General features: G+C 64.0%; 25 protein-coding genes and 3 pseudogenes. 15 read left to right on the forward strand and 13 right to left on the reverse strand.

The genetic code is table 11. The annotated features are described in order from the left end of the window. The first annotated feature begins 81 nt into the window (after positions 1 to 81). Together LG385_RS12115 and LG385_RS12120 are read left to right on the forward strand one after the other, a co-directional pair. The gene (locus LG385_RS12115) at positions 82 to 1,119 is read left to right on the forward strand and encodes a carbon-nitrogen hydrolase family protein (protein WP_225774494.1); all 1,038 of its coding nucleotides are present in this window, start codon (positions 82 to 84) and stop codon (positions 1,117 to 1,119) included. Continuing rightward, positions 1,116 to 2,168 (forward strand): AraC family transcriptional regulator, encoded by a 1,053-nt coding sequence (locus LG385_RS12120; RefSeq protein WP_225776233.1) that lies wholly within the window; start codon positions 1,116 to 1,118, stop codon positions 2,166 to 2,168. The genes LG385_RS12115 and LG385_RS12120 overlap by 4 nt, the downstream gene beginning before the upstream one ends. On the opposite strand, the gene LG385_RS12125 is transcribed toward LG385_RS12120, so the two are convergent. Then, positions 2,162 to 2,971: a DUF2242 domain-containing protein gene (locus tag LG385_RS12125; RefSeq protein WP_225774495.1), complete on the reverse strand. Its 810-nt coding sequence runs from the start codon at positions 2,969 to 2,971 to the stop codon at positions 2,162 to 2,164. The two genes, LG385_RS12120 and LG385_RS12125, sit on opposite strands and share 7 nt — an antisense overlap. Before the next feature lie 234 nt (positions 2,972 to 3,205). On the opposite strand from LG385_RS12125, the gene gcvA reads away from it, so the two are divergent. Beyond that, positions 3,206 to 4,093, forward strand: coding sequence for a transcriptional regulator GcvA (gene gcvA / locus LG385_RS12130; RefSeq protein ID WP_225774496.1), 888 nt, complete (start codon positions 3,206 to 3,208; stop codon positions 4,091 to 4,093). A 1-nt stretch (position 4,094) separates the two neighbouring features. On the opposite strand, the gene LG385_RS12135 is transcribed toward gcvA, so the two are convergent. After that, positions 4,095 to 5,018 (reverse strand): helix-turn-helix domain-containing protein, encoded by a 924-nt coding sequence (locus LG385_RS12135; protein ID WP_225774497.1) that lies wholly within the window; start codon positions 5,016 to 5,018, stop codon positions 4,095 to 4,097. Positions 5,019 to 5,153: 135 nt separating this feature from the next. Between LG385_RS12135 and pobA the strand changes: the two genes are divergently transcribed. From pobA to LG385_RS12150, 3 genes are all read left to right on the forward strand, one after another. Continuing rightward, entirely contained in the window at positions 5,154 to 6,380 is a 1,227-nt protein-coding gene (gene pobA / locus LG385_RS12140; RefSeq protein ID WP_225774498.1) for a 4-hydroxybenzoate 3-monooxygenase, read from the forward strand. A 78-nt stretch (positions 6,381 to 6,458) separates the two neighbouring features. Further along, positions 6,459 to 7,010, forward strand: a complete 552-nt coding sequence (locus LG385_RS12145; protein WP_225774499.1) for a cytochrome b — start codon at positions 6,459 to 6,461, stop codon at positions 7,008 to 7,010. 144 nt (positions 7,011 to 7,154) lie between these two features. Then, positions 7,155 to 8,210 carry a permease gene (locus LG385_RS12150; RefSeq protein WP_225774500.1) on the forward strand — a complete coding sequence of 352 codons (1,056 nt, stop codon included), beginning with the start codon at positions 7,155 to 7,157 and terminating at the stop codon, positions 8,208 to 8,210. A gap of 16 nt (positions 8,211 to 8,226) precedes the next feature. On the opposite strand, the gene mnmH is transcribed toward LG385_RS12150, so the two are convergent. Together mnmH and selD are read right to left on the reverse strand one after the other, a co-directional pair. Further along, positions 8,227 to 9,321: a tRNA 2-selenouridine(34) synthase MnmH gene (gene mnmH, locus LG385_RS12155; protein WP_225774501.1), complete on the reverse strand. Its 1,095-nt coding sequence runs from the start codon at positions 9,319 to 9,321 to the stop codon at positions 8,227 to 8,229. After that, entirely contained in the window at positions 9,321 to 10,355 is a 1,035-nt protein-coding gene (selD, locus tag LG385_RS12160; RefSeq protein ID WP_225774502.1) for a selenide, water dikinase SelD, read from the reverse strand. The genes mnmH and selD overlap by 1 nt, the downstream gene beginning before the upstream one ends. A gap of 143 nt (positions 10,356 to 10,498) precedes the next feature. Here selD and LG385_RS12165 point away from each other — a divergent pair, with 143 nt between their 5' ends. From LG385_RS12165 to LG385_RS12175, 3 genes are read left to right on the forward strand one after another with little or no spacing between them, the layout of a single operon-like run. Further along, positions 10,499 to 11,272 (forward strand): substrate-binding periplasmic protein, encoded by a 774-nt coding sequence (locus LG385_RS12165; RefSeq protein WP_225774503.1) that lies wholly within the window; start codon positions 10,499 to 10,501, stop codon positions 11,270 to 11,272. After that, complete coding sequence (locus tag LG385_RS12170; RefSeq protein ID WP_225774504.1) at positions 11,269 to 12,609, forward strand: GGDEF domain-containing protein; 1,341 nt, start codon at positions 11,269 to 11,271, stop codon at positions 12,607 to 12,609. The genes LG385_RS12165 and LG385_RS12170 overlap by 4 nt, the downstream gene beginning before the upstream one ends. Beyond that, entirely contained in the window at positions 12,606 to 13,340 is a 735-nt protein-coding gene (locus tag LG385_RS12175) for a substrate-binding periplasmic protein (RefSeq protein ID WP_225774505.1), read from the forward strand. Before LG385_RS12170 ends, LG385_RS12175 begins: the two co-directional genes overlap by 4 nt. A 229-nt stretch (positions 13,341 to 13,569) precedes the next feature. Here LG385_RS12175 and LG385_RS12180 read toward each other — a convergent pair whose 3' ends face one another. Then, the gene (locus LG385_RS12180) at positions 13,570 to 13,887 is read right to left on the reverse strand and encodes a hypothetical protein (RefSeq protein WP_225774506.1); all 318 of its coding nucleotides are present in this window, start codon (positions 13,885 to 13,887) and stop codon (positions 13,570 to 13,572) included. Between the two features lie 118 nt (positions 13,888 to 14,005). Here LG385_RS12180 and gstA point away from each other — a divergent pair, with 118 nt between their 5' ends. The 3 genes from gstA to LG385_RS12195 are packed head-to-tail and all read left to right on the forward strand — an operon-like array spanning position 14,006 to position 16,274. After that, positions 14,006 to 14,608 carry a glutathione transferase GstA gene (gstA, locus tag LG385_RS12185; RefSeq protein WP_225774507.1) on the forward strand — a complete coding sequence of 201 codons (603 nt, stop codon included), beginning with the start codon at positions 14,006 to 14,008 and terminating at the stop codon, positions 14,606 to 14,608. Between the two features lie 45 nt (positions 14,609 to 14,653). Next, a complete protein-coding gene (locus LG385_RS12190; RefSeq protein ID WP_225774508.1) occupies positions 14,654 to 15,532 on the forward strand; it encodes a DMT family transporter in 879 nt (292 codons plus the stop codon). 16 nt (positions 15,533 to 15,548) lie between these two features. Continuing rightward, positions 15,549 to 16,274, forward strand: a complete 726-nt coding sequence (locus LG385_RS12195; RefSeq protein WP_225774509.1) for an MBL fold metallo-hydrolase — start codon at positions 15,549 to 15,551, stop codon at positions 16,272 to 16,274. 10 nt (positions 16,275 to 16,284) lie between these two features. Here LG385_RS12195 and LG385_RS12200 read toward each other — a convergent pair whose 3' ends face one another. From LG385_RS12200 to LG385_RS12220, 6 genes and pseudogenes are all read right to left on the reverse strand, one after another. Continuing rightward, on the reverse strand, positions 16,285 to 17,286 hold the full coding sequence (locus LG385_RS12200) for an ABC transporter substrate-binding protein (protein WP_225774510.1): 1,002 nt from the start codon (positions 17,284 to 17,286) through the stop codon (positions 16,285 to 16,287). A gap of 122 nt (positions 17,287 to 17,408) precedes the next feature. Then, positions 17,409 to 18,032, reverse strand: coding sequence for a glutathione transferase (gene yfcF / locus LG385_RS12205; RefSeq protein ID WP_225774511.1), 624 nt, complete (start codon positions 18,030 to 18,032; stop codon positions 17,409 to 17,411). 105 nt (positions 18,033 to 18,137) lie between these two features. Further along, on the reverse strand, positions 18,138 to 19,001 hold the full coding sequence (locus LG385_RS25740; protein WP_413247378.1) for a methyl-accepting chemotaxis protein: 864 nt from the start codon (positions 18,999 to 19,001) through the stop codon (positions 18,138 to 18,140). Continuing rightward, positions 18,996 to 19,832 (reverse strand): annotated as a pseudogene (locus LG385_RS25745) (MCP four helix bundle domain-containing protein); the annotation flags it as partial. The pseudogene LG385_RS25745 and the gene LG385_RS25740, both read right to left, overlap by 6 nt. A gap of 42 nt (positions 19,833 to 19,874) precedes the next feature. Next, the gene (locus LG385_RS12215; protein ID WP_225774513.1) at positions 19,875 to 20,645 is read right to left on the reverse strand and encodes a 3-hydroxybutyrate dehydrogenase; all 771 of its coding nucleotides are present in this window, start codon (positions 20,643 to 20,645) and stop codon (positions 19,875 to 19,877) included. A gap of 82 nt (positions 20,646 to 20,727) precedes the next feature. After that, a complete protein-coding gene (locus tag LG385_RS12220; protein WP_225774514.1) occupies positions 20,728 to 21,936 on the reverse strand; it encodes a sugar transporter in 1,209 nt (402 codons plus the stop codon). A gap of 350 nt (positions 21,937 to 22,286) precedes the next feature. Between LG385_RS12220 and LG385_RS12225 the strand changes: the two are divergent. Together LG385_RS12225 and LG385_RS12230 are read left to right on the forward strand one after the other, a co-directional pair. Next, a pseudogene (locus tag LG385_RS12225) lies at positions 22,287 to 22,502 on the forward strand (antitoxin Xre/MbcA/ParS toxin-binding domain-containing protein); the annotation flags it as partial. Next, a pseudogene (locus LG385_RS12230) lies at positions 22,499 to 22,994 on the forward strand (RES family NAD+ phosphorylase). The pseudogenes LG385_RS12225 and LG385_RS12230, both read left to right, overlap by 4 nt. 22 nt (positions 22,995 to 23,016) lie before the next feature. Here the strand turns inward: LG385_RS12230 and LG385_RS12235 are convergent. Then, positions 23,017 to 24,066: an NAD(P)H-dependent flavin oxidoreductase gene (locus LG385_RS12235; protein ID WP_225774515.1), complete on the reverse strand. Its 1,050-nt coding sequence runs from the start codon at positions 24,064 to 24,066 to the stop codon at positions 23,017 to 23,019. 124 nt (positions 24,067 to 24,190) lie between these two features. Between LG385_RS12235 and LG385_RS12240 the strand changes: the two genes are divergently transcribed. Further along, on the forward strand, positions 24,191 to 24,646 hold the full coding sequence (locus LG385_RS12240; RefSeq protein ID WP_225774516.1) for a MarR family winged helix-turn-helix transcriptional regulator: 456 nt from the start codon (positions 24,191 to 24,193) through the stop codon (positions 24,644 to 24,646). Positions 24,647 to 24,736: 90 nt separating this feature from the next. On the opposite strand, the gene LG385_RS12245 is transcribed toward LG385_RS12240, so the two are convergent. Beyond that, positions 24,737 to 26,602, reverse strand: a complete 1,866-nt coding sequence (locus LG385_RS12245) for a feruloyl-CoA synthase (RefSeq protein WP_225774517.1) — start codon at positions 26,600 to 26,602, stop codon at positions 24,737 to 24,739. Positions 26,603 to 26,645 lie beyond the last annotated feature (43 nt).

Here is a 26,645-nt window from a genome sequence, read left to right on the forward strand (position 1 = left end):
TGCCCGCCCCAAACCGGTTCGTCGCTATCGCGTTCGCTAAGGTAACATTGCCCTTTCAATGACCTGTATAACGTCGATCTCGTGCGCAAACTCGCTCTACTTTTCTGCTCCGCCGCGCTCGCCGCAGGCGTCGCCACCTATGCCTGGTGGGCATCACAAAGGCCCGTGGCGCATTACCTGTCGGACCTGCGCATCGAATTGTTGCTGGATCAAGGAAGCCCCAGCGCGGCGGGCAACCTGCTCGGCCTGCAACCGCGCATGGCCCCGGCCGATTATCAGGACGCACGCCGCCTGCAGCTCAAATTCGAAGCCTACCTGCGCGAGGCCCGCGCCCAGGGCCTGTTAGGCCCGCGTACGATCGTGGTACTGCCAGAGCACATTGGTACCTGGCTATGGCTCAGCGGCGAGAAGGATGAGGTGTACCAGGCCGACGAGCTCAAAGGCGCCAGTGGCTGGTTCACCTTGAGTAACCCGTTGCCCTTCCTCCAGGCCTGGCTGGGCGGCCATGGCCGGCACCGTTTCAGCGAAGCCCAGTTGCGAATGAAAGCGCCACGCATGGCCGAGGACTACCAGCGGGTGTTCGGTGGGCTGGCCCGGCAGTTCGGCATTACCTTGGTGGCCGGTTCCATTGTGCTGCCAGAGCCGAGCTTGCGCGATGGCAAGCTGGTGATCGGTGATGGCCCCCTTTACAACGCAAGCGTAGTGTTTGGCAGCGACGGCCAGCCGCTGGCGCCGCCGCTGAGGCAACACCGCGTGCACTTCCGTCGCTTTATCACCGCCGGTGACGCGCCGGCCGTGCAGGTTGTGCAAACGCCTGCCGGCCCGGTGGCGGTAGCGCTGGGTGAAGATGCCGCCGCGCCGGAAACACAGGCACTGGTACAGGCCGCAGGCGCCAGGGCCCTGGCGGTCCCGGCGTTCAGCGCCCATGCCGTGGACGAAGGGCCTGCCCCGCCCCCCGCCACGCTTGATGGCATAGCGCCCGCCGGCATGGTGGTTTACCTGCACGGGCGGTTCTGGAGCCATGTGGGCAACGGCGAGGGCTACAGTTGGCAGGCTGGGCATCGGGGCCGGCCGCATGCGCACGGCGAGGCTGCCGGGATGTTCAACCTGTGGCTATGAAGGCCGGGCACCTGCGCCTGGGCGAGGTGTCGGTGGGGTTCCTGCAGGCGATGGCCGCGGCGGTACGCGAACAGGGCCACGATCCTGCCTCGTTGCTGGAACAGTACGGCTTTGACCCGGCACGCCTGGCACAGCCCAACGCTACCCTGTCGATCGCCCGCTACATGCGGTTGGGGCACGCGGCCATTCAGCTCACGGGCAACCCGGCCCTGGGCCTGGCAATGGGCCGCGCCGCGCACCCAGCCCAGGCCGGGCTGGCCGGGGTAACTGCAGCACAGGCGCCGAACGTTCGAGAGGCCGCCCGCGCGCTGATCCGCTTCGAGCCGTTGTACGGCAATAATTACCGCGGGCAGTCGAGCTTCGAGGAAGATGCTCGGGGCGCCTGGCTGAATTTCTACTCCATCAGCCCTTATAACGACTTCAACCGCTTTGTGGTGGATTCACTGCTCAGCGGCTGGCTGCGTCAACTGTCCACGGTTGCCGGGCAGCCAATACCCGCGCAGCAGTTGCAAATCGAGTTCGAGGCGCCGGCCTACGCGGACGCATATGAAGGGCTCAGCGAAATGCCTCCCCAATTTGCGGCCGGCGTTAACCGCCTGCGGCTGAGCCAGCCTGTGTTGTCGCTGCGCAACCCACAGCACTGCCCCAGCACCTGGCATCAACTGCTCGGGTTGTGCGAAGAAGCCTTGGCCCGGCAAACCCGAACCCGAAGCCTCACCGAACAGATCGCCGGGCTATTGGGGCCGCTGCTTGAAGGGCGCCGCGAGCCGGACCTCGAGCAGGTGGCCGCGCGGCTGAAGTTGCCGCCCTGGACACTGCGGCGCAAGCTGGCCGAGGAAAACACGGGTTTCCGGGAAATCCTCAACCAGACCCGCCGTGACCTGGCACTGGCGTATATCCGCGACACCGACCTGAGCCTGGGGGAGATCACCTGGCTGTTGGGATTTACTTCGGCAGAGGCCTTTCAGCGTGCGTTCAAGCGCTGGGCCGGGCAGCCGCCAGGGGCCTACCGTCGCGCGTATCGGCAGGCCCGGCAAGCCGATCACTGAGCCGGCGCGGGCTCGCTGGTTTCAGGCACGATCGGGGCTTGTTCGGCAGGCGGCGCTACAGGCTCAGAACTTTGCGGTGCAGAAGGTTCGGAGCTTTGCGGTGCCGCGGGCGGAACGGCGGTCGGCTGGGGTTCGGCAGGCACCATGAGCTGGAGGTCAGCAGCGGGCTGCGGCGCGGCGGCAGGTTCGGGCGCCGGTGCCGATGGTTCCGGAATGCCCAGCTCGCCCTTGGGCTTGTCCGGTATGTGCGCGGCGTCGCGCGCGGCTTTGGGCAGGAAACTCTCCACCAGCGCGAAATAGCGCTCGTAAAACTGAGTAGCAGCCACGGTTTCGCTGGCAACCTTCACCATCGAGTCATCGGTAGAGCCGATCGGCATGGACACCGACCCCAGCACCCCGACGCCCAGGCTGGCGGAATTGTTCACCTTCTTGAGCGCGTAGCGGTCCTGCAAAGCGTTGGCGAACATGGTGGAGCTGCGATCGCTGTCGCTGTCCGGGGCGCACACCACGTTGAAGGAAATCTCCAGGTGGGTGTCACCGTTCTGCTGGAAGCTTTTGTGCCCGCTCACAAGCTTGGGGTCGCTGCTGGTGATGATATAGCCCTGGCTGAGCAACGCGCGCCGGGCGGCCTCGCACGAAGCCGTGTCACTCACCGGGTAGCTGCGCGAGAACGTGCCCGAGTCGTCGAAGTGCTCATGCTCGTAGATGGCGGGCTTTTGCGAGGAGCAGCCCGCGGCGCCGGCCACGATCAAGGCCAGCACAACCCCTTTTCGCGGGATAGCGACGGCGATGGATTTGAACATGTACATAACCTGCTAGCGATCGGCGGGCCGGCATTGTGCACCACAATGCCGCGCCCTGCCCTGTGAAATCAGTGTCAGAAAGCGCGGACTTTACTACGCCCACGCCTCTTGGCCAAACCGTAAAGCGGTCCCGGCGGCGTGGCGACAGCGTTTGCGTTCCCGTATATTGCGCGCTTTCGTGCCACCCGATGCGCCTGTAAAACGCGCCAGGCAGTTGCCCAAAAGGACCCGGCCATGTCCCGCCGCCTCATGCCCTCGATGACCGCGCTGCAGTGCTTTGAAGCCGCGGCCCGCCACTTGAGTTTCACCCGCGCCGCGCAGGAGCTGCACCTCACCCAAAGCGCCGTAAGCAAGCAGGTGGCACAGCTCGAGGACATGTTGCGCCATCACCTGTTCCAGCGGGTGCGCCGCCGGCTGCAGCTCACCCCCGCCGGCTCGCTGTACCTGGCCGAGGTGAACAAGATCCTCACCCAGATCGACATGTCCAGCCGTTACATCCTCTCCTACGGGGCGGAAACCGAGGTGCTGCGGGTCGCTACGCAGCCAACGTTCGGCGCCCGCTGGCTGATCCCCAGCCTTAAAGGCTTCGGCAAACGCTACCCGCAGATCCACCTGGAAATCAGCAACGCCCTGGAGCCCTTCGACCTGTCCCAGTCCCGGGCCGATATCGCGTTTTTCTTCGGGCAAGGCACTTGGCCCGGTGCTACCTGCCTGCCGCTGTTTGGCGAGGAAGTGATCCCGGTGTGCACGCCCGACCTGATGGCCGAGCATGCGCTGAGCGAGCCTTCGGACCTCACCTCCGTTGTGCTGCTGCAATGCACATCGCGCCCCGAGGCTTGGCATGAGTGGTTCCTGGCCCAACAGCTGCACTCGCCCAACAGCTACCACGGCCCGCGCTTCGACACCTTTTACATGTGCATCCACGCCGCGACTGCCGGCTGCGGCGTGGCGTTGATCCCGCGTTACCTGGTGGAGGACGAGCTGGCCAGCGGCAAGTTGGTTGCACCGGTGCCTGCCCCGATGCCCAGCAACGGCTCCCACTTCATTGCCTTCTCCGAGCACGCTGCCGAAGTGCCGAAGGTTCGCTCCTTCGTGGACTGGATTCTCGACAGGCTGAAGTGATCTACGGGCTCCCGGCGGCTTCATTGCCCCCGCCCGCCGCTTCGCGGCCCAAGCCCAGGCTGTCGCGAAAACTGCGCGGCGACTGCCCGCTCAGCCGCCGGAAAAACCGCGCGAAATACGCTGGGTCGGCGAAGCCCAGGCTGTCGGCGATCTGGTTGATGGTCATACTGGTGTAGGTGAGGTTGCGCTTGGCTTCGAGCAGCATGCGCTGGTGGATGATCTGCAGTGGTGACTGCCCCGCCAGGCGGCGGCACAGGCTGTTGAGCTGGGGCACCGACACGCCCACCCGATGTGCCAGCCTTTCCACGCTGGGCTGTTCCCGGAAAGTCGCCTCTACTTGCTGCTGAAACCGCGCCAGTACGTTGCCGCCCCGCTCCGGCGCCTGCCCGGCGGCGCGGTGCTGCTGGATCCGCCGCCCCAGCCAGATCAGCGCCACGTTGGCCAGTGCATGCAACATCTGCTCGCGCCCCGGCTGCGGCCCTTCGTATTCACGCTGCAACGCGCTGAACAGGCTATACAGATAACTACGCTCATTCCCGGCCAACAGCCGCACCGGCGCCTTGAACAGGTCCTGCCCCATCCCCGCCTGGGCGCGAAGCTGGTCGATCCAGGGGGCGGCCAGGGTCACGACGTAGCCTTCGACATTCTCGCTGAAGCGAAACCCATGCACGGCCAGCGGTGGCAGGAACTGCAAGGTAGGCTGGCGCACCGTCTGGCGCTGGCCTTCCACTTCGATTTGGGCCTCGCCTCGGTGCAGGTACAGCAGCTGATAGAGATCCGCATGCCGGTGCGGGCGGATCTCCCAATGGAACACCCGGCTGCGGCTGGAGATGGTTTCGCAGTGCAAAAGGTCGGCGATGGGCCAGTCCAGCCCGGCGCCGTACAGTTTGAACGTGGGAACGGCGTTCGGCGGGGGCACGCGCACGGGAGGCCTCGAAGGTTCGATAATCGAACGAATTACTCAAAAGTACCGGTTATTTAGCCGTTTTCACCTGTGCGCCGCAACGGGAGCAACGAAAAATACAGGCATTCCAAGCACAATAACCATAAGAGACGCCCCATGCATACTCCAGTCGCAATCATCGGCGCTGGCCCGTCGGGCCTGCTGCTCGGCCAGCTTCTTCATCGCGCTGGCATTCCCAACGTCATCCTCGAACGGCAAACTCCTGACTACGTACTCAGCCGCATCCGCGCCGGGGTGCTGGAACAAGGCATGGTTGAACTGCTGCGCAAGGCCGGCGTTCACGAACGGATGGACGCCGAGGGGTTGGTGCACGACGGTTTCGAGCTGGCCTTGAGCGGGCGCCGGGTGCATATCGATCTCAAGGGCCTGACCGGCGGCAAGACGGTCATGATCTACGGCCAGACCGAAGTGACCCGCGACCTGATGGCGGCTCGCGAGGCGGCAGGCGCCACAACGGTGTACCAGGCCAGCAACGTTCAGATCCATGACCCCAAGGGCGAGCGCCCATGGCTGACCTACGAGCACAATGGCGAAACCCACCGCCTCGATTGCGACTACATCGCTGGTTGTGATGGTTTCCACGGCGTTGCCCGGCAATCCATCCCCGCCGATGCCATCAAGACCTTCGAGCGCGTGTACCCGTTCGGCTGGCTCGGCATCCTGGCCGATACCCCGCCGGTCAACGAAGAGCTGGTATATGCCACCCATGAGCGCGGGTTTGCCTTGTGCAGCATGCGCTCGCCAACCCGTACCCGTTACTACGTCCAGGTAGATGCCGAGGAAAAGGTCGAGGACTGGTCCGACGATCGCTTCTGGAACGAGCTCAAGGCCCGCCTGCCGCAGGACCTTGCCAGTAAGCTGGTGACGGGGCCTTCGATTGAAAAGAGCATCGCGCCGCTGCGCAGCTTCGTGGTCGAGCCTATGCAATACGGAAAGCTGTTCCTGGTGGGCGACGCCGCGCACATCGTGCCACCTACCGGCGCCAAGGGGTTGAACCTGGCGGCCAGCGACGTGAGCACCCTGTTCGACATCCTGGTGAAGGTGTATCAGGAAGGCCGTACCGACTTGCTGCAACGCTATTCGGAAATCTGCCTGCGGCGAGTGTGGAAGGCCGAACGGTTCTCGTGGTGGATGACCTCCATGCTCCACCGCTTCCCGGGTGCCGATGCGTTCAGCGAACGCATCACTGCGACCGAACTGGACTACTTCGTCAGCGCCGAAGCCGGTCGCCAGACCATTGCCGAGAACTACGTGGGCCTGCCCTATGAGCCAGTAGACACTCAGCCCGAGGAGGCGCTGCACGTTACCTCGCAGTGTGCTTAACTAGCGGCGCGGCCATTGGCCATACCTTGAGTGGCAAGGTATGGCAGGGGCGCCTTCTTTGGCGACAGCGAGGTCACCATGCACGACGCCCCCGAGCATTACACTGCCACCGCCAAGTGGCTGCATTGGCTTATGGCCGGCATCTGGATTGGCGCCTGGGTGCTGGGGTTCTCGGCCGTACATTGGCATGCGATCAATGAAGACCACCAGATCACCTTCTGGCACAAGGCAATTGCCAGCACATTGCTGTTCCTGATTGTGCTGCGGGTGGCCTGGCGCCTCACTCACCCCGCCCCTGCCCTGCCCGGCAACTTATCCCCCTTGATGCGCAAGGCTGCCCATCATGGCCACATGGTGCTGTATGCCGTGGCGCTTCTGGCCCTGCCGATATCGGGCTGGCTCTGGAGCTCGGTGGTTGGTCGGCCGATCATGGTGCTGGGGTTGTTCCAGCTGCCGCCGCTTACCGGCGAGCACGGCGGTGTCGCCCCCTACGTGAAGCTGTTCCATACCTATGTGGCCTGGGCGTGCGGCGCGCTGGTCGCTGGCCATGGGCTGATTGCCCTCAAGCACCACTTCATCGACCGCGACGGGGTACTCAAGGGCATGCTGCCAGGGCGGCGGCAAGCCTGACGCGGCGGCTGGTCAGGGCAGGCCCGGGCACTTGGGCTGCTATGCCCGGCAGGGTGTACCGGCCAGCGCATCGCACCGGCAGGTGCTGTCCCTTAATGCCACCGACCCAGTATCATGCGGCGGTTTTCAACTTGGACATCAGCCATGCACAGCCTGCCTTCGCCTTCCCAGCCCCGCGGCTGGTCTTTCTGGTGGAAACCCCTGCTTTTCGTTCTGGTCGCCGTGTTGGGCCTGTACTACGTGAAGTGGTCGCCGTATTACCTGAAGTCCTTCGTGGCAGCACAGAACCACAGCATCGGCACATCGATCATCGACGACCATCAAGTTGCGCCGTTGGCCGCCGCGCTGGCGTACGCCCAGGTGTACTTCCTGGCGATCTGGAAAGCCGCGGTGCTGGCGGTAATCCTCGGCTCGCTATTGCAGGTGCTCATTCCACGGGACTGGCTGCTGCGAGCGTTCGGCAAGGCCGGCTTCGGCTCTACCCTGCGCGGTGGGCTGTTTGCGTTGCCGGGGATGATGTGCAGCTGCTGCGCCGCGCCAGTGGCGGCCGGGTTGCGCAAGCAACAGGTGTCGGTGGGCGCGGCGTTGGCCTTCTGGATTGCCAACCCGGTGCTGAACCCGGCCACACTGGTGTTCATGGGCTTCGTGCTGGGCTGGGGCTTTGCCGCGCTGCGCCTGGTGGGTGGCGTTGTGCTGGTACTGGGCGTGGCACTGATTGCCCAACGCCTGTCTGGCCCCAATACGTTGCCCGAGCCTGCGGTGGATGCAGTGCAGGCCGCTTCGGCCGAGCCGGAAGGTAGCCTGCTGCGCCGTTGGGGAGTCAGCCTGTGGCAGTTGTTCTGGAGCACTATCCCGGTGTATGTGCTGGCCGTGCTGGTATTGGGCGCGGCGCGGGTATGGCTGTTCCCGCACGTGGAAGGCGGCTTCGGCGAAGGCCTGGGCTGGCTGGTACCCATGGCCATCGTGGGCACGCTGTTCGTGATTCCCACGGCTGCGGAAATCCCGATCGTACAAACGCTGATGGCCCTGGGCCTGGGCACCGCACCGGCGGTGGCACTGCTGATGACGCTGCCCAGCGTGAGCCTGCCGTCGCTGCTGATGTTGCGCAAATCCTTTGATGCCCGCGTGCTCTGGACCGTCGGCGGGCTGGTAATGGTGTTTGGCGCGGTATGGGGGCTGGTAGCGCTGGTGGTGTTGTAACCCTGGATTCCCAGGCCTACTGCCGGGCGCGAAGGTACTCGATCACCGCTTCGCGTTTCCCGGCGAACTCGATCCGGTCGCCCTTGGCATCGCGCTGGTAGGCGTACATGGGGTCGTAGTACTCGTTGAGCAACCCTTCGATCCAGCCACGGTGGCCAGTCACCTCGCCACCGTTGCCCTGCTCAGCCAAGGCGGCGTCCATGATGGCAGCCAGGCGCTGATAGCGCTCACCGCCAAGGCGCTTGGCGATCCCGGCCAGGCTTTGCCGCAGCCTGTCGGCGAAGGCGATGAAGCCCGCTTCCTCGCCGTGCAGGGCCACGAACTCGGCGCACAGGTCCACCACGTAGTCGCGAAGGATGCGCGAGACTCGGGATTCAAGGCTGTCCTCCAGCCATACCAGCGGGCTGTGCTGCATACGCCGGAACAGCGACAGCGGCAAGGCGCAGCTGCCGATCATCCGGCTTTCGTCCTCTACCACGAAAGCCTGCTGCCCCCGGGCCCGGCGCTTGAGGATGTCCACGGCCAAGGCATTTTCGAAGGCGATCGGTGCCGGCTGCGGCGTGGCGCGCTTGCCGAAACCGGACCCGCGATGGTTTGCCAGCGCTTCAAGGTCCACGGCGTTGTTCAGCTCGGCCAGCACTTCGGTCTTGCCGATGCCGGTCATGCCGCCCAGGCACACGAAGTCGCAGGTGGCCACGGCCTCTTCGGTCTGGTCGATGAGGAAGGTGCGCAGCGCCTTGTAGCCGCCCAACACCCGGGGATACTCGATGCCGGCTTCGGCCTTGATCCATTGCTGGGTGATCTGCGAGCGCAAGCCCCCGCGGAAGCAATACAGGTAGCCCTCGGGATGCTCCCGGGCAAAGCGCGCCCAGGCCTCGATGCGCGCCTGCTTGAGTTCGCCGGCCACCAGCGTGTGGCCCAATTCGATGGCCGCCTGCTGCCCGTGCTGCTTGTAGGCAGTACCCACCCGCTCGCGCTCGCGGTCGTTCATCAGCGGCAGGTTCACCACGCCGGGGAACGCACCCTTGTTGAATTCGACCGGTGCGCGGACGTCCATCATTGGCACGCCTTCCAGGAACAAGCGCTGGAAGTCGGCGGTGTTCTCGGCCATCAGAGCACCTCGACCGCGTGGGCGGCGCGGTCGACCATTTCGCCAATCGGTTGCAGCGCCAGCCCCAGCTCTGCCGCGCAGGCAAGAAATGCCGCGTCTTCCCCGGGAGCCACCGCCACCAGCAGCCCGCCGCTGGTCTGCGGGTCGCACAGCAGCAGGCGGGTGTCTTCGCTCATGGGGCTTACCCCCTCGCCATAACTGTCAAAATTGCGCAGCGTGCCGCCGGGTGCACAGCCCTGGGCCAGGTAGTGTTCGACGCCTGGCAGGCGAGGCACCGCCTGGGCATCGAGCCGGGCGGTAAGGCCAGCGCCGTCGGCCATCTCTAGCAAATGGCCCAGCAGGCCGAAACCGGTGACGTCAGTCATGGCCTGTACGCCGGGCAGCCGGGCGAATCGGCTACCGGCACTGTTCAGCGTGCACATCCAGTCACGCGCCAGGCCGATGTCCTGCTCGCGCAGCAGGCCTTTCTTTTCCGCGGTAGTGAGGATGCCGATGCCCAGGGGTTTGGTCAGGTACAGCTGGCAGCCCAGGGTCGCGGTGTCATTGCGCTTGAGGTGTGCCTTCTTGACCAGCCCGGTGACTGCAAGGCCGAAGATCGGCTCGGGCGCGTCGATCGAATGCCCCCCTGCCAGGGTGATACCCGCGGCGTCGCACACTGCGCGGCCACCGCGAATCACCTCCCGGGCGATTTCCGGGGCCAGCACGTTGACCGGCCAGCCGAGAATGGCGATGGCCATCAAGGGCGTGCCGCCCATGGCGTAAATGTCGCTGATGGCATTGGTGGCAGCGATCCGCCCGAAGTCGAACGGGTCGTCTACGATGGGCATAAAGAAGTCGGTAGTAGAAACCACGCCGCGTTCGGCATCGATGCCGTATACGGCGGCATCGTCACGGGAGGCGTTACCCACCCACAGCGCCGGGTCGAGGTTTTGCGCGCCACTGCCCGCCAGGATCACTTCCAGCACCTTTGGCGAGATCTTGCAGCCACAACCAGCGCCATGGCTGTACTGGGTCAAGCGAACGGGTTCGGTCATGTCGGGCCTCTCGATATCCGGGTGGCGAAGTTTACCATCATGCGCCGGGCCTGTTGACGCAGGGGCAGGTAAACAGTCAAGTTGCGCGGCCGGATGCCGATAGCCTAGGCACACCCCTTCCACCCCGGTGACGGAGAGCGATCATGCCCACTGCCTGGCCCTTGCGCGGATTACGCGCCGCATTCGCGGCCGCGCTGCTGTGCGCGGCGTTGCCGAGCCTGGCCGGGCCGTTGCATGTGGTCACCGAGGAATTGCCACCCTATAACATGACGTCTGGCACGGATGTCACCGGGCTGAGCACCGAGGTAGTGGAAGCGGTATTCAAGGAAATGGGCATTGCGCCGCGGATCCAGGCCATGCCTTGGGCAAGGGCCTATGACCTGGCCCTCCATGCCGACAATGTGATGATCTACTCCATCACCCGCACCCCCGAACGCGAGGCGCTGTTCCAGTGGGCCGGCCCTATTGCGCCTACGCGGTGGTTCCTGTTCTCCAGCGAGGCGCGACCGGTGGATCTGGCCAGCCTGCAGGAGGCCCTGGAAAAGCGTTATCAGATCGCCACGGTCAATCAGGATGTGGGTGAGCAGTTCCTGCTGAGCCATCACTTCGAGATCGGCCAGACCCTTCAGCAGAGCAACCACTACGCGCTCAACTACGAAAAGCTCAAGCGCGGCCATGTGGCGTTGTGGATTTCCGACGAGCTCAACGCGGCCTACACCGCTCGTAACGCGGGCGACGACGCCGCAGCGGTACTGCACCGCAGCCTGGAGCTGCCGGAACTCGAAGACGGTGGCTTTAGCGCCGCCTTCAGCCTTGCCACACCGCCGCAAACGGTAGACGCCTTTCGCGCGGCGTTGCAGCGGCTGCGCAGCGACGGCCGCTACGACGCCATCGTGCACAAGTGGTTAGCCCCTTGAACACAGAACATTACGACGACCCTACGCACCCCAGCATGAACGCCGAACGCCCGCTGGCTCATCGGTTGGTGGTGGCGACCCTGGTGTTTTGCCTTGTGTTTACCTTCGCCACGGTCTGCGTGCGCACCTGGTTTGCGTGGAACAGCGGCGTGCAGACCATGAACAGCGAGCTGGCACTGATCGATCAGGTGTTCCAGGGTTCGCTGTCCAAGGCGATCTGGGAAATGGACCGCGACAGCCTCGAGGCGCAGCTTAAAAGCGTGGTCGAGGCGGCGCCAGTGGGCCGGGTAACGTTACGCATTCCACGCCCGGAGCGGGCCGAGGAAGTGCTGGTGCGCGAGCGCGCAGGTTTCCTGGGTACCGGGCCGGCCCCTGTTCTGACCCGGGCCCTAACTGTTTCGCCCTACCCCGGCGCCGTACAGCCGGTGGGCACGCTGGTGATCGAAGGCGACCCAGGCCTGCTGCGGCAGCGCCTGTGGAAAGAAGTGTGGACCATCATGCTCACCCAGATCATCCAGGCCCTGGCGCTGGCCGGCATCACCATGCTGATGTTCAACGGCCTGGTGACCGTGCACGTGCGCCATATTGCCCGCCACCTCGAACGGCTCACCCCGGCCAACCTCGCTGACCGGCTGCGGCTGGGGCGCCTCGGCAACCGCAATGACGAGCTGGATCTGCTGACCGTTCGCATTAACGCCTTGCAGGACAACATGGCGCAGTACCTGGAACTTCAGCATCAGGCCGAGCTGGCCCTGGCCGCCAGCCGCGACCATCTGGCGCTGGAAGTGGAGCAGCGTACCGCCGAACTGGTGGCCGCGAATGAACAACTGCAGAGCCTGTCCCGGCTGGACCCGCTCACGGGCCTTGCCAACCGCCGCTATTTCGATGAGCTCAAGGATGCCGAATTCAACCGCGCGCTGCGCAGTGGTCGCCCGCTTACCGTGCTGATGTGCGACGTGGACTTCTTCAAGCGCTACAACGATACCCACGGCCATGGCGGCGGCGATGCCTGCCTGCGGCTGGTTGCCGACACCATGAAAGCCCTGTTCATGCGCAGCGGCGAAGTGATTGCCAGGCTGGGTGGCGAAGAGTTCGCGGTGCTGCTGCCCGGTAGCGACGCCGCGCATGCGCGCCAGGCGGGGGAACGCCTGCGCGAGGCACTGGCGGCCCGGCAGATCCCGCATGGCGCCTCGCCCATCTCACCGTACCTTACCGTAAGCATTGGCATCGCCGAGCTCGAGCCCTCGGCCATGACTGTGTTCGATCAACTCCTACACCGCGCCGACGAGGCGCTGTACCGGGCCAAGAATGGAGGCCGCAACCGAGTATGCGAATGATCACGTCACACTTGCGCAATGGCCTGGTGGGGCTTGCGCTGGTGTTAACGGCCACCCACGCCGAGGCCGCGCGCCTTGAAGCGATTACCGAGGAGTCTTCGTACAGCTACCTCGAAAACGGCCGTGTCGCGGGCCCGGCGTCCGAGGTGGTGGTGGCCACCCTCAAGCAGGCCGGCCTTACCGATTACGCCATGGCGATCTACCCATGGGCCCGTGCCTACGACATTGCGCTGGCCGAACCGGATGTGCTGATCTATCCGATCATCCGCACCCAGGAGCGTGAGCGGTTGTTCAGGTGGGTTGGAGAATTCGAGGAAATCCAGACCGTACTCTACAAACTCCAGGGCCACGACGGCCTGGATGTGCACGAACTGGCCGATGCCAAGGCCTTCAACATGGGCGTGGTACGGGACGACGTCCGCCATCAATATTTGCGCAACGAAGGCTTCACCCGCCTGGTGATCTCGGCGTCTCCCATGGATAACCTGCGCAAGCTGCTGGCCGGCCAGGTGGACTTCGTGCCGCTGTCCCCGCGCGATGCCCGGCGCTTCTGTGAGCAGCTGCACATACCCTTCTACACGCTCGAGCCGGTGATGACCCTCGAACAGATCACCGCCCATGCCTACCTGGCATTCAGCCTGGGCACGCCCGACGACGTGGTGCGCCGCGCTACCGAAGCGTTCGAGCAGCTCAAGCAGCGCGGCGAGCTTGCGAGGATCATGGCGCCGTGATTTGCGGCGGGAGGGGTTGATTCCACTATCAGAATTGACGCAGCTGATGCTTCACGAGCCAGGACCAAAGCGGCAAATGGCTTCCCACAAGGCCCTGAAAGAGTGAGGTCACCTGTGGGAAGCGGGCGGTAGCTCGCGAATGCTTTGAGGATTGCAATGAGGTTTTGGAGCCTGAAGAGTATTCCCCGGCTGCGCCGGGCCCCACAGTTTTGAGCTGAGGCCGGCCCGGTCAGCCGGCCACGTCCGCGGGAAAGAACTCCCCTTCCAAACCTTGCTCCATCAGCCGCTGCTCTACCAGAGGGCGGATACGCGCTGCGGTGTCCGGCGCCTCAGGTTGCGCAACACGCAACCACACGCGGCGCACGTTCTGCTCATGAGTGCCTTCGCTGAGCATGTCATGGCTTACCACCGGCCGGCCCCGCCACAGGCACTGGCCGCTGGGGTGCACGCTGGCTTCAGGGTCCGCCCCTGGGGGCACCAGCCACAACTCAACGGCACCTCGCAGGTCCGCTGTATTGATATGCGCTTCATCGATCGCTATGTTCATGGGGCTCCTGGCTAGAAAAAAGGCCTCGTTGCTGAGAGTTCGCCAAAGGCAGCGCGTTCCCTTGTGCCTCGAGCACCCCCGCCGCCGCGCGCGGCACCGCCCATAACAAGGATTTGCCATGAAACTGTTCTATCTGCCTGGTGCCTGTTCCCTGGCGCCTCACATTGTGCTGTGCGAAACCGCTACGCCTGTCACCCTGGTGAAAGTGGACCGTGCCACCAAGCAAACGGACACCGGCGAGAACTACCTGGACATCAACCCCAAGGGCTACGTACCCGCCCTGCAGCTGGACGACGGCAGCGTATTGACCGAAGCGCAGGTGGTGTTGCAGTACCTGGGCGACCAGCACCCGGATCGCGGCCTGGCGCCAGCCGCCGGCACCGCCGAGCGTTACAAGCTGCAAGAGTGGCTGAGCTTCGTTTCCACCGAGCTGCACAAAACCATGGGCTCGTTCTTCAACCCGAAACAAACGCCGGAATGGCGCGAGGTAATGACAGGGCTATTGGGCCTGCGCCTGAACTGGCTGGAGAAGCAACTGGAAGGCCGGGAGTTTGTACTCACTGATTTCAGCGTGGCGGACGCCTACCTGTTCACCGTGCTGAACTGGGCCGGCCGGGCGAAATTCGATCTCACCCCATGGCCTGCCGTAGTGGCCTACCACCAGCGCTTGAGCCAGCGCCCCTCCGTCCAGCAGGCGATGAAAGAAGAAGGCCTGCTGTAACCCCATTTCCCGCCCCTGCGGGGGCGGCTGTCTTGCGGGCTCTCGATGAAGCGTTCCCACGCCTTTGCACAGTTGCATGCCGCCGCCCTGCTCTACGGGCTGTCGGCGCTGTTCGGCCAGGCGCTCAGCGCCAGCCCGGTAATGATTGTGCTTGGCCGTGCGGCCTTTGCGCTTGCGGTATTGCTGCCCCTGTGTGCGTGGCGTCGCAGCGCCCCCTGGCACGCGTTGCCTCCCCGGGACAGCGTAAAGCTGGTGCTGTTGGGCACCGCGCTTGCCGTGCACTGGTTATTATTCTTTGTCGCCATTCAGGTGGGCGGGGTTGCCGTCGCCACCTTGGGTTTCGCCACGTTCCCGGCGTTCACCGCACTGGGTGAGCGCCTACTGTTTTCCCACCCTATGGCCGGCAAGGACTGGGCAATCATCGGCCTTGCCAGCCTGGGGCTGATGCTCGTCGGGCCCGCCGGCGGCGCCAGCCACAACGCGCTTGCCGGGCTTGGCTGGGGCGTGCTCAGCGGGGCCACCTACGCAGGTATCGCCATCGCCAACAAACGCATGAACCTCCAGGCCGATGGCTTACACCTGAGCGTGTGGCAAATGGTAGGCATCGTGCTTGCGCTGTTACCCTTCGCTGGCGATCAATGGCGCCTGTTGAGCGCAAAGGACTGGCTGCTACTGGCCGGACTGGGCGTGTTGTGCACCGGGGTGGCGTATACCCTGTTCATTGGCTCGCTCAAGGTGGTAAGCGCCAACACCGCCGCTGTAGTGATTGCCATGGAGCCGGTGTATGCCATTGTGGGCGCCTGGCTACTGTTCGGTGACCGCCCTACCCTGGCAATGGTCGCTGGCGGAGGGCTGATTCTGTGCGCGGTGGCCTGGGCGGGCCAGCGTCCCGACACGGCGGGCGAAACCGCCTCACAGCATTGATCTGCGGAGTGTGCCCTTGAAGATCGTCACGCGGGATAAATGGTTCGAAGTGATCAGCAAGGCTGACGGCGTGAAGCTGATTCATGAGCCTTGGGTGCGGCCGTTCTACCGCTGCAACTTGTGGCACGTGAGCGGCCGTGACCGGGACTTGCTGGTGGATACGGGCTCCGGCGTTGTCAGCCTGCGCGAGCAGCTGCCGTGGCTCAGGGAGCGCCCGTTGCTGGCCGTGGCCAGCCATACACACTTTGACCACATCGCTGGCCACCATGAATTTCCCGAGCGGCTGGTGCATCCTGCCGAAGCGGACATTCTCGCCAACCCCACCAATGACGCCACTCTGGCATCTGGCTTTGTGGGGGATGACATGTTCGAAGCGCACCCGGATTGCCCGCTGTGTTATGCGGAGTATCGGGTGCAGGCAGCGCCAGCAACGCGGCTGATCGAGGACGGTGACGTGATTGACCTCGGCAATCGGGTGCTTCAAGTGATCCACACGCCTGGGCATTCGCCCGGAGGCATCAGCCTGTTTGAAGCCAGCACCGGCACCCTGTTCAGCGGCGACGTCATTTATGACGGCCCGCTGATCGAGGATGCCTACCATTCAGACCTCGATGCTTACCGCCAGAGCCTGGAACGGCTTGCTGCCTTGCCTGTACGAACGGTACACGGTGGGCATTTTCCGAGCTTTTCGGGCGAGCGTCTCAACGGCATGATCCACCACTGGCTGGCGACTCACACCTAGCCGATCACGGTCAGCTGCCAGCGTCGCCGTGGGCTTCCTCGAAGAAGTAATCCTCCCAGCTGGCCGCCTTGTTCTTCAGAACGCCCAGTTCCTGCAACTGCTCGGCATAGATGTACGTACGCTGCGGCACCACGGTGAAGTCGATTTCAGGGTCCTGAACGATCTTCTCAATGAACGGCAGCGGCAACTTCGATTGCTCTACCCGCAGGTAGGTTTGTGCAGCGGCGGGTTTGTCCGCCTTGATGATCTGCGAGGCCTCTACCAGCGCGGCATAGAACGCTCTGTAGGTTTTGGGGTTTTCGTCGTGGAATTTCTGGGTGGTGTAGAGCACATTGAACGTGGCCGGGCCGCCGAGGATGTCATAGGAGCTGAGCACCTTGTGCACCTTGGGGTTTTCCAGCTCCTGGTACTGGAACGGCGGGCTGGAGAAATGCGCGGTGATCTCCAGGCCACCCGAAATCATCGCGGAGGTGGCATCCGGGTGCGGCAGGCTGATGGACAGGTTGTCAAAGCGCTTGAAGTCGTCCTTGCCAAATACCTTGGCGGTTTCCAGCTGGAGCGTACGGGACTGGAACCCCACCCCGGCGGCCGGAACGGCAATGCGGTCCTTGTCGGTGAAATCCTTCAGGGTTTTTACTTCGGGGCGGTTGCTCAGGAGGTAGTTGGGCATCGAGCCCAGGGAGGCAATGGCCTTCACGTTCTGCTTGCCGCGGGTGCGGTCCCATACGGTGAGCATGGGCGGCACGCCTGCAGACACAACGTCCAGCGCACCGGCCAGCAGCGCCTCGTTCATGGCGGTGGCGCCCGAGATGCTGCTCCAGTCCACGCTGATGTCCAGGCCTTCGGCCTTGCCGTGCTTCTCGATCAGGTGCTGGTCGCGCACCACGTCCAGGATGAGGTAACCGATGCCGAATTGCTGGGCGATGCTGATCTTGCCTTCCGCCTGCGCGCCCTGGGCAGTAATACCGCCGATCACAGCGGCCAGCAGGGCAATAGAACGTACCGAAGCCATGGGTGCTCTCTTGGGTAGTGGAATGAGAGGCGCCGAGCGCGCCGCCACGCTCGCTGCGGGCGGCGCCAGCTTAGAAGCATAAGAACCGAAATTTAAATACCCTTAATGCATAACCATATGCTTCAGGCACCGAGGGCGCACCAGGCTTGCACCGAAGGCCGCTGCCATTGTTCCAGCACATACGCACGCAGCCGTTCAGGCACCGGGTCGCCATGGCTTACCAGGCGGTTGAGCATCACCGCCAGGTCTACATCGGCCAAGCTCCATTGGCCGAACAGGTGGCTCGCACCCAGCGGCAACAGGGCTTCGGCGGCAGCGATCAGCTTGGTGGCCGCCGTTTGGGCATCCGCAGACAACGGCCCTCGCCGTTCGCCTCGGAAAATCACCTCGGTAGGCCGCGCCTGGCGCAGCGCGGCCAGGTCGCTGCGCAACCAGGCCTGTACCTGTCGCGCGCGGGCACGGGATTGAGGGTCGGCCGGGTACAATGGCACTTGCGGAAAGAGTTCGTCGAGGTACTCGGTGATGGCGGTGGATTCAGCCAGCGCGAAGCCATCATGCACCAGCGTAGGCACGCGACGGGTTGGCAGGCGCTCGGCCAGCGCGCCAGTCACGTTTTCGGCTGCGGCCAAATCTACGGTGACGGTATCGAACGCCAGGCCCTTTTCCTTGAGCCCCACATACACGGAGAGCGCGAAGGGGCTGGTGAAGCGGCTATCCACGTAGAGGGTGAAGTGATTGTCGACCATGCCAGTGCTCCGTGGGTGAAAGGAGCCTGAGCATAGAAGCCGGCGTCGAAGAAATGAAATGGAAAGGTTTCATTGCTCCGATGCCGGCCAGGAATAGCCCTATGGCTACATATGGAAGCGCGCCACCATGGCCTGCAGCTGGTGCGACAGGGTAGACAGCGACTGACTGGCCGCATCGATCTGCGCGGCGCCTTCGGACGTTTGCACCGACAAGTCGCGGATGTTCACCAGGTTGCGGTCGATTTCCCGCGCCACCGAAGCCTGTTCCTCCGAGGCGCTGGCGATCACCAGGTTGCGCTCGTGGATCTCGCCCACCGCCTTGGCCATCTCGTCCAGAGCGGTACCGGCAACCTGGGCCTCGTGCATAGTGGTTTGCACCTGCTGCTGGTTGGCTTCCATGGTGGCCACCACCGTAGAGGTGCCCGCCTGGATCGCGCCGACCATTTCCTCGATTTCCCGGGTGGAGGCTTGGGTGCGCCCGGCCAGCGCGCGCACTTCGTCTGCTACCACCGCAAAGCCACGGCCTGCCTCGCCTGCCCGAGCCGCCTCGATGGCCGCGTTCAGGGCCAGCAGGTTGGTTTGCTCGGCGATGCCACGGATCACGTCCAGCACCTTGCCGATTTCCTGCGAGCGCCCCGCCAGTTCACGCACCTGCCCCGAGGCACTGACCGCGTTCTGGCTCATGCGCTGGATCGACTGCAACGTGGTGTCCACGCGCTGGCGACCCTGCTGCGAGGACTTGGCGCAGTGCTCGGAGGCATCGGCGGTGGACGTGGCATTGCGCGCTACTTCATCTACGGCGGTAGTCATCTCCGTCACTGCCGTGGCGGCCTGCTCCACTTCCTGATGCTGGCGCCCCAGGTCGTTGGCGGTCTGGTGCGTGATGGCGGTCATCTGCTCCGCTGCCGCGGACAACTGGTGCGAGGAATCGCCGATCAACCGCAAGGTGTCGATCAGGCTTTGCTTCATCAGCGCCAGCGCTTGCAGCAACTGCGCCGGTTCATCTTCGCCCTCAGGCTGGATCGCTGCAGTAAGGCGGCCGTCGGCAATCTGCCGCGCCACGTCGATTGCATGGTTCAGCGGCCGCACGATACTGCGGGTCAGCAGCCACGCCAGCAACACGGTCAATGCAAACACCACTACCAGCGCAATAACGGTGGCGCGGACCGCCACGTCGTAATCCGCGCGCGCCTGCTCGGTGAAGCGCGCCGCATTGTCGGCGTTGATTTTCACCAGCGCATTGAAGAGGTCGCCGGTTTTGTTGGATGCATCCTGGATAGGGCCATTGAGCACCTTGAGCATGCCGTCGGTGTCGTTGGCTTCAGACAAGCGCTGATAAGCATCCAGCTGAGTGTTGTAACCCGCCACCACTTGCTGCATCTGCGCAAAGGCCTCGCTGGCCGCAGGCGTCTTCACCGCCTGGTACGCAGCCATGGATTTGTCCAGTTCGCCGCGCAGGAACAACAGCCGGTCCACAGTGGGCTTAAGCACAGCAGGGTCGCGGTTCATCATCATGCGCAGGGTGATTACCCGAATGCCCAGCTGATTATCACGAATCTGCGCAATATAACGGGTGCCCGCGTGCGAGGTTTCTTCGGTGTACACCACCGCTTCACGCATGCGCGTGATCTGGTGAATGGAAAACAGCCCGAACGCGAGCATCAGTAATGCGATCAGGCCAAAGCTGACCAAGGCACGTGTGGCGATACGAAACCGATTGAGTTGCATGCGAAGCTCCTTCTTGATGCCTGTTGATCGGCAGCGCGACGCGAAAGATGAGCCGTTTGCCGCAGGTAGCATCAAAATGTTTCAGCGAACCGCGCGCAAGGGCGCCAGCCACCGTTATCGGGCTGTCCAGCCGCCGTCCATGCTCCAGGCCGCCCCACGTACCTGCCGGGCGGCGTCACTGCACAGAAAGGCCACGAGCTCGCCAAGCTGTTCAGGGGTCACAAACTCCAGCGACGGTTGCTTTTCAGACAACAGCTCCGCTTTCGCCTGCTCTGCTGTCAAGCCGTTGGCCGCCTTGGCATCGATCTGCTGCTGCACCAGTGGCGTGAGTACAAAGCCCGGGCAGATAGCGTTGCAGGTAATGTTCAGTTGCGCCGTTTCCAGCGCCACTACCTTGGTAAGCCCTACTACGCCATGCTTGGCGGCCACGTACGCCGCCTTGCCGGCTGAACCCACCAGGCCATGCGCCGAGGCGACGTTCACAATGCGCCCCCAGCCGCGGCTTTTCATGCCGGGCAGGCATAGGCGCGTGGCGTGGAACACCGAGGAGAGGTTGATGGCAATGATGGCGTCCCAGCGCTCTACGGGGAACTCCTCCACCAGGGCCACGTGCTGGATGCCAGCGTTATTGACGAGGATGTCCACGCCGCCGAAGGCCGCTTCGGTGGCTTCAATAAGCGCGGCAATATCTTGCGGCTTACTGACATCCGCCGGGTGGTGGATGGCTTCGGTCCCGAGCGCCCGTATTTGTTCGAGTGCGGGCTCCGGGTCACCGAAGCCATTGAGGACCAGCCTGGCCCCGGCCTTTGCCAATACCTGGGCAATGCCCAGGCCGATACCACTGGTGGACCCGGTGACCAGGGCGGTCTTGCCGTGGAGCTGCATGCTGTTCTCCTTCAACGCCGACTATGCCTACACGGTAGCGGGGCCGCGCCAAGGCGCCAGCGTCGAAGAAAAAAAACGCTTCCTAGTGCAAGGCGACCGGCGCGGCGCCCGGTTGCGGCACGGGTACGCCATATCGCCGGGTAGCCCATGCGCACAGTGCAAGCCCAGCCACGGCGAGCGCACCGCCCACAAGCCCTACATGGGCAACACCCAGCTGGCTGGTAACCACGCTGCCCAGCAGGGCGCCGCCGCCAATGCCGATGTTGTAGATGCCCGAATGCAAGGCCATGGCCACGTCGGTGGCATCTGGTGCCAGGTTCAGTACGCGAGCCTGAAGCACCAGCCCGAAGCACATGATGAAGATCCCCCAAAGGCCGCTCTGCACGGCCAGCAGCGGCAAGGTGCCCGCCACCGGCGCCATCGCCAGCAAACACGCCGCCAGGCCGCCGATGACCGTAAGCAGTAGCCCACGCGGGAAGCGGTTGTTGTAGCGGCTGAACAGCAGGGAGCCGAGGATGCCAGCACCGCCGAATACCAGCAGCAACCCCGTGGTGGTTTCACCCCGCAGCTGAGCCACCAGCGCCACGAACGGCTCGATATAGGTGTAGGCGGTGAAGTGGGCGGTGATTACCAGCGCCGTAAGCACGTACTGCAGCATCAGCGCTGGCCGCTTGAACAGCACCGGCAGGCTGCGCAGCGAACCGGAGTTCTGGCTGGGCAGCGCTGGCAACGCCCGTACCAGCACCACCAGGGTGGCGCAGGCGGCTATGCCGATTGCCGCGAAGGTGGTGCGCCAGCCAAAGGCCTCGCCCAGTACCCGGCCCAGGGGAATACCCAACACCATGGCCAACGACGTGCCGGTGGCCAAAAGCCCCAAGGCCTGCACCTGGCGCCCGGGCGGTGCCACCCTTACCGCCAGCGACGCGGTGATGGACCAAAACACCGAATGAGCGAAGGCGATACCGATCCGGCACGCCAGCAGCATGGCGAAACTGTTGGCGAAGGCCGACAACAGGTGACACACCACGAAAATCCCGAAAATGATCACCAGCAACCGCCGCCGCTCGATGTTGCGGGTAAGCAGCATGATCGGCAGGGAAATCACCGTCACGATCCAGGCATACACCGTGAGCATCAACCCGACTTGGGCAGTGGTCATCTTGAAGCTGCCACCGATGGCGGACAGCAACCCCACTGGCACGAACTCGGTGGTGTTGAAGATGAATGCCCCCAGCGCCAGGGCGATAACCCCCAGCCAGCTGTCGGAGCCGGATGTTGCCTGTGAACTCATGTTACTCACTCTGAATCAGGGCCCGCCCAGCGGAGTGCCGGTACGGAACGACGGAACAAGATCGCCCAACGCCTGGGCACGCGCATGCCGCTATGGACCATGGGCCAGAGCACGTGTGCGGTCTGATTATTATGGGAGGCATCGCGCGGGGTGTTTGCAGAGGGATGCTACCTTGGGTGGGTGAGGTGGGTAAATGGATCGATTGCAGATCTGCCCACATCACTACAGGCGCTGTTACACATCTACGCTTCCCGCTCTGCCATCTGGCGTTATGGTCGCGTCAGATGTCGTAACGAGGAACCTGTTCATGCGAAACAGCACCCCGGCGTTGAAAACCAGAGGCTGTTCGGCTGAATCAACAGCAGAGTACCGTCGCGTTCCAGTATGCCCATGCCCTGGAGCACGCCACTCGTGTGTTCGGCACACAGCAACTCGCCGAGGACTGGCTGAAAAAGCCATGCAGGTATCTGGACGACAACATTCCACTCGAGCTGATCGACAACACCTTGGGCTTCCAGGTGGTCGAGGACTATTTAACCCGTGTGGAATATGGGGTCTACCAATGAATCCTTTGCCATGGGACGGGCGCTGGCATGCCTGGCGACTGGATCGGGAAAAATTACAAGGCCAGCTGGGACAGCGGTATCGGTACTCAAGTTACCGGTGGGCGGTGGAACCCACCCGGTCGCCGCGCGGTTTACGCCTCTGCTGCCCCATCTACGGCCATCCTTGAAGTAGCCGCGCATGTTGGCTTCGATGCCTTGGACATGGCGCCGTTCGTCCTCACCTGCTTAGAGATAAAGGACCCGTCCTCGATCGCTGTCATACAACCGGAAGATTTACCGAACCCAAACTGGCTGATCCCCTCCCAGCCTTCGCCAAATCAACAGCAATTTGGTGATGCACTTCTAGCAGAACATGAATTCGTTCTGCTTCCATCAGCTGTCACGCGTCACTCCTGGAACCTGCTCCTGAGTTGCGAGCTCGCTGCTGGCAAATTCAAACTGGTTTCCCAGGACCGCTTCGCGCTCGATACGCGCCTGCTCGCGATGCGCTGACGCTCTGGGCTATGACCACTGGTCATCGCCCCAGCCCCATTTCTTCTACCAGCACCCTTACCAACTCACCCGCCATCAACGCTCGCGCCAACGGTGCGCCCTGGCCGGCCCATTGCACGGCGAAGGCATCGCTACCTTTGGCGGCAGCCGCAGCGGCGAGGGCCTTCTGGGCGTCGTAGGCCAGCGGGTAATCCGGAATGCCGGAGCTACCCAGGCTGGTGAAGTTGCGATTTACCAGGCCCCTCGCAGGGCGGCCGGAAATGGCGGCGGTGATGCGGGTATCGTGGCCACGCGGCCCCACCAGCGCTTCGCGGTAGGCCGGGCTGGCGGCGGATTCCGGGCAGCGAATGAACGCCGTACCAAGCTGTACGGCGCTAGCGCCAAGGTCAAGGCAGGCGCGGGCGGCTACGCCGTCCATGATCCCACCCGCTGCTATCAGCGGCAGGTTCACTCGCTGGGCAAGCAGGCGGACCAACGCCAACGTGCCTAACTGAGTATCCCGCGCAGGGTCGAAAACCCCACGGTGGCCGCCGGCTTCGTAACCTTGGGCAATCAGCGCGTCCACGCCCGCTGCAGCGGCCCGTTCGGCTTCTTCCAGGGAAGTGACCGAGCACAGCAGAACGGCACCTACTGCTTTCAGCGCTTCGATCGCCTCGGCACCCGGCAGGCCGAAATGGAAACTCACCGCCGCCGGGCGTGCGTCCAACACCACCTCCAGCATGGCGTGGTTGCCCACGAAGGTTCGGTAGATTTCCTTCATGGTGGCAGGCGGGGTAGCCCCGAATTCCGCGAACAAAGGCGCCAGGCCTTGAAGCCATTGGGCATCCAGCTCCGGTTGCGCCTGGGCGGGTGCGTGGCAAAAGAGGTTGACGTTCAACGGCCCGCGGGTGAGCGCGCGTGCCTCGGCGATCATAGCCCGAGCCTGCTCGGAACTGCTGGCGCCCAGCCCCAGCGACCCCAGCCCGCCGGCATTGGACACCGCGGCGGCCAATGCCGGCGTGGAGACGCCTACCATGGGCGCCTGGATTACCGGCACGGTGATGTTCAGGCGCTGCAAGAGTGAATCCGGCATGGCAAGGGCTCCGTTGAAAAACGCTGTGCCCAAGGGTAACCGCTTTTACTCCCGGCGCCAGTGCTTGCGCAGATACAGAGGAAATCCGTTACACTCCATAACGAGTTTTCCCGAGCCTGGCCCCATGACTGCTGACGCTGCTGCCCCTACCCTCCCCTCCGCTGTGCCCGGCCTTGATGACCTCGTGGGCTATGCCTTGCGCCGCGCGCAGATTCAGGTATTCCAGCATTTTGTCGAGCAGCTTGCGGCCTATGATTTGCGGCCGGCGCAATTCTCCGCCCTGGCGATCATTCACGACGCACCAGGGATTACCCAGGCAGAGCTAGCCCGCGGGCTGGCCATCGAGCCGCCCCAGGCAGTGCCGTTGCTCAACAAGCTCGAGGCCATGGACCTGGCAGCGCGTATCCGCAGCAAGGCGGATAAACGCTCGTATGGCTTGTACCTGAGCAAGGCGGGCGAAACGCTGCTGGGCGAGTTGCAAGAGGTCGCTGCCCGAAGCGATGCCGCCGCCACCGCGAACCTCACCGATGGTGAACGTGCGCAGCTGTTGGGTTTGCTGCGCAAGGTATACGGTGGGTAACTCGCAAGCTTCGCCTCCCCGCAAGGCTGCCACAGGCACGCCTGCCTTGGCCCCTGTGGGCCTGGCGTAGCCAGGGAGGCAGCGTGCGCATTACATAGGCTGGACTTTCAGCGGGTGGTCACCTGTGTACAGGGCATCGATCAAGGCAGCGCGATGCTCGTGCACGGCCCGCTGGTTGATCGAGCCCTTGTCAGTGATTTCGCCGCGATCGATCGACGGCGGTTCGCTGGCAAAAGCCGCCCAGGCCAGGCGGCTGGCGCTGCCGGTGGCGTCTCGGTTCAGCCGCTGCAACAGGTTGGCCAACCACTGGCGCAGCGGCGCGCTGCACAGTATTTCTTCGTCCGACCGCCCCTCAGCCAGCCCGGCCAACGCTCGGCATTCGGGCATTCGCGGGAAAATCAGCAGCCCCAGCTGCTCCCGATCCGGCGCCAGCACCACCACGTCCAGCACATAAGGTGCCCCCTCGAGGATCACCCGCGTACGCAACGGCCCCACGCTCACAAATACGCCTGAGCTCAGCTTGAAGTCCTCGGCAATTCGGCCATCGAACATCAGGCCTTGCTGCGGGTCGGCGGGGTCGGCCAGGCGCAACGCATCGCCAGAGCGGTAAAAGCCTTCCTCGTCGAACGCCGCCTCGCTCTGCGCCGGCGACCGCCAGTAGCCCGGCATCACATGGGGGCCACGAAAGCGGGCCTCGTACTTGCCGTCTACCGGGGCGAGTTTCACTTCGCAACCCGGGGCGGGCAGCCCCACATACCCTGCCAGCGACAGGGGCCCGGTAGTGAACGTGCAGGACGGCGACGTCTCGGTCATGCCCAGCCCGGCCATCATGCGGATCCGCTCGCCACAATGAGCGATGGACACCCGGTCCAGGCGATCCCAGATAGCCTGGGACAAGCCGGCCCCGGCAAAGAAGAACAGTTTGATCCGAGCGAAGAAACGCTGGCGCAGCGCCGGGTCGATTTCGAGTGCCTTCACCAGCTCCTCCCAGCCTTTGGGCACGGTGAGGTACGCCGTAGGGGAGATCTCGCGCAGGTTCGCCAGGGTGTGCTCGAACGCCTGCGGGGTGGGCTTGCCGTCGTCGATATACAGGGTGCCGCCGTTGTAGAGCACGATCCCCACGTTATGGCTGCCGCCGAAGGTGTGGTTCCAGGGTAGCCAGTCCACCAGCACCGGTGGCTCCTCGGCAAAGGCTGGAAAAGTCTGTAGCAGCATCTGCTGGTTGGCGCAGAGCATGCCCTGGGTGGTGATCACCCCCTTGGGCAAATGCGTGGAGCCGGAGGTGAAGAGGAACTTGGCGATATGTTCGGCGGTAAGCGCGTCGAATGCCGCGTCAGCTCTCGAGAGGTCGCTATCGCCCTCCAGACTGTCAAACATCAGGGTATGGCGATGAGCGAGCTGCCCCTCCCCAAGAATCACCGGCACGCCGTCGGGGATCACGGCGGCGACAGCACCTTCGTAGGCGCCGTCTGCGGCATACACCAGCCCTGGCTGGAGGGTTTCCACGATGTGCCGCAGCTTGCCGTAGTCTTTTGAAACCAGCGAATACGCCGGGGACACCGGGCAATACGGCACGCCGACATACAGCGCGGCCGTGGCCAGCACCACATGCTCGAGGTCGTTGCCGGAGAGGATCACCAGCGGACGCTCCGGCCCCAGGTTCTGCTCCAGCAGCCAGGCACCCAGGCCGCGGGCTCGTTCCAGCATGCCGCTATAGGTAATGCGCTGCCAGGCGCCAGTAGCGTCGCGGCGGGCCACGAACGTGCGCTCGGGCGCTGCCTGCGCCCAATGTCGCAGGCGCTCCATCAGCCGCTGCGGGTAAGGTGCCAGGGCTTGCGTGGAATGTAGATACAAGGTGTCGCCTTCGCGCCGAACGCTGACGCCCGGCTGGCCGATGGCAACTGCGCGCAGCGGCGCCTGGAGCGCCTGTGGGGCGCCCAGTACGGAACTGTCCATTTTTCGCTACCTCTGCTGCCGCCCGGCCTGGCCAGGCGGCGCT

The sequence above is a fragment of the Pseudomonas sp. Marseille-Q5115 genome (assembly GCF_916618905.1).
Lineage (GTDB): Bacteria > Pseudomonadota > Gammaproteobacteria > Pseudomonadales > Pseudomonadaceae > Aquipseudomonas > Aquipseudomonas japonica_A.

Bases quoted from the DNA above. Each gene is read 5' to 3' on its own strand.
- mnmH (WP_225774501.1), bottom strand. From the start codon at position 9,321: ATGGCCGAGAACACCGCCGACTTCCAGCGCTTGTTCCTGGAAGGCGTG.
- LG385_RS12200 (WP_225774510.1), bottom strand. From the start codon at position 17,286: ATGGCTTCGGTACGTTCTATTGCCCTGCTGGCCGCTGTGATCGGCGGT.
- LG385_RS12245 (WP_225774517.1), bottom strand. From the start codon at position 26,602: ATGGACAGTTCCGTACTGGGCGCCCCACAGGCGCTCCAGGCGCCGCTG.
- LG385_RS12180 (WP_225774506.1), bottom strand. From the start codon at position 13,887: ATGAACATAGCGATCGATGAAGCGCATATCAATACAGCGGACCTGCGA.
- gstA (WP_225774507.1), top strand. From the start codon at position 14,006: ATGAAACTGTTCTATCTGCCTGGTGCCTGTTCCCTGGCGCCTCACATT.
- pobA (WP_225774498.1), top strand. From the start codon at position 5,154: ATGCATACTCCAGTCGCAATCATCGGCGCTGGCCCGTCGGGCCTGCTG.
- selD (WP_225774502.1), bottom strand. From the start codon at position 10,355: ATGACCGAACCCGTTCGCTTGACCCAGTACAGCCATGGCGCTGGTTGT.
- LG385_RS12190 (WP_225774508.1), top strand. From the start codon at position 14,654: ATGAAGCGTTCCCACGCCTTTGCACAGTTGCATGCCGCCGCCCTGCTC.
- LG385_RS12220 (WP_225774514.1), bottom strand. From the start codon at position 21,936: ATGAGTTCACAGGCAACATCCGGCTCCGACAGCTGGCTGGGGGTTATC.
- gcvA (WP_225774496.1), top strand. From the start codon at position 3,206: ATGTCCCGCCGCCTCATGCCCTCGATGACCGCGCTGCAGTGCTTTGAA.
- LG385_RS12165 (WP_225774503.1), top strand. From the start codon at position 10,499: ATGCCCACTGCCTGGCCCTTGCGCGGATTACGCGCCGCATTCGCGGCC.
- LG385_RS12235 (WP_225774515.1), bottom strand. From the start codon at position 24,066: ATGCCGGATTCACTCTTGCAGCGCCTGAACATCACCGTGCCGGTAATC.
- LG385_RS12175 (WP_225774505.1), top strand. From the start codon at position 12,606: ATGATCACGTCACACTTGCGCAATGGCCTGGTGGGGCTTGCGCTGGTG.
- LG385_RS12240 (WP_225774516.1), top strand. From the start codon at position 24,191: ATGACTGCTGACGCTGCTGCCCCTACCCTCCCCTCCGCTGTGCCCGGC.
- LG385_RS12145 (WP_225774499.1), top strand. From the start codon at position 6,459: ATGCACGACGCCCCCGAGCATTACACTGCCACCGCCAAGTGGCTGCAT.
- LG385_RS12215 (WP_225774513.1), bottom strand. From the start codon at position 20,645: ATGCAGCTCCACGGCAAGACCGCCCTGGTCACCGGGTCCACCAGTGGT.
- LG385_RS12125 (WP_225774495.1), bottom strand. From the start codon at position 2,971: ATGTTCAAATCCATCGCCGTCGCTATCCCGCGAAAAGGGGTTGTGCTG.
- LG385_RS12150 (WP_225774500.1), top strand. From the start codon at position 7,155: ATGCACAGCCTGCCTTCGCCTTCCCAGCCCCGCGGCTGGTCTTTCTGG.
- LG385_RS25740 (WP_413247378.1), bottom strand. From the start codon at position 19,001: ATGAAGCAAAGCCTGATCGACACCTTGCGGTTGATCGGCGATTCCTCG.
- yfcF (WP_225774511.1), bottom strand. From the start codon at position 18,032: ATGGTCGACAATCACTTCACCCTCTACGTGGATAGCCGCTTCACCAGC.
- LG385_RS12120 (WP_225776233.1), top strand. From the start codon at position 1,116: ATGAAGGCCGGGCACCTGCGCCTGGGCGAGGTGTCGGTGGGGTTCCTG.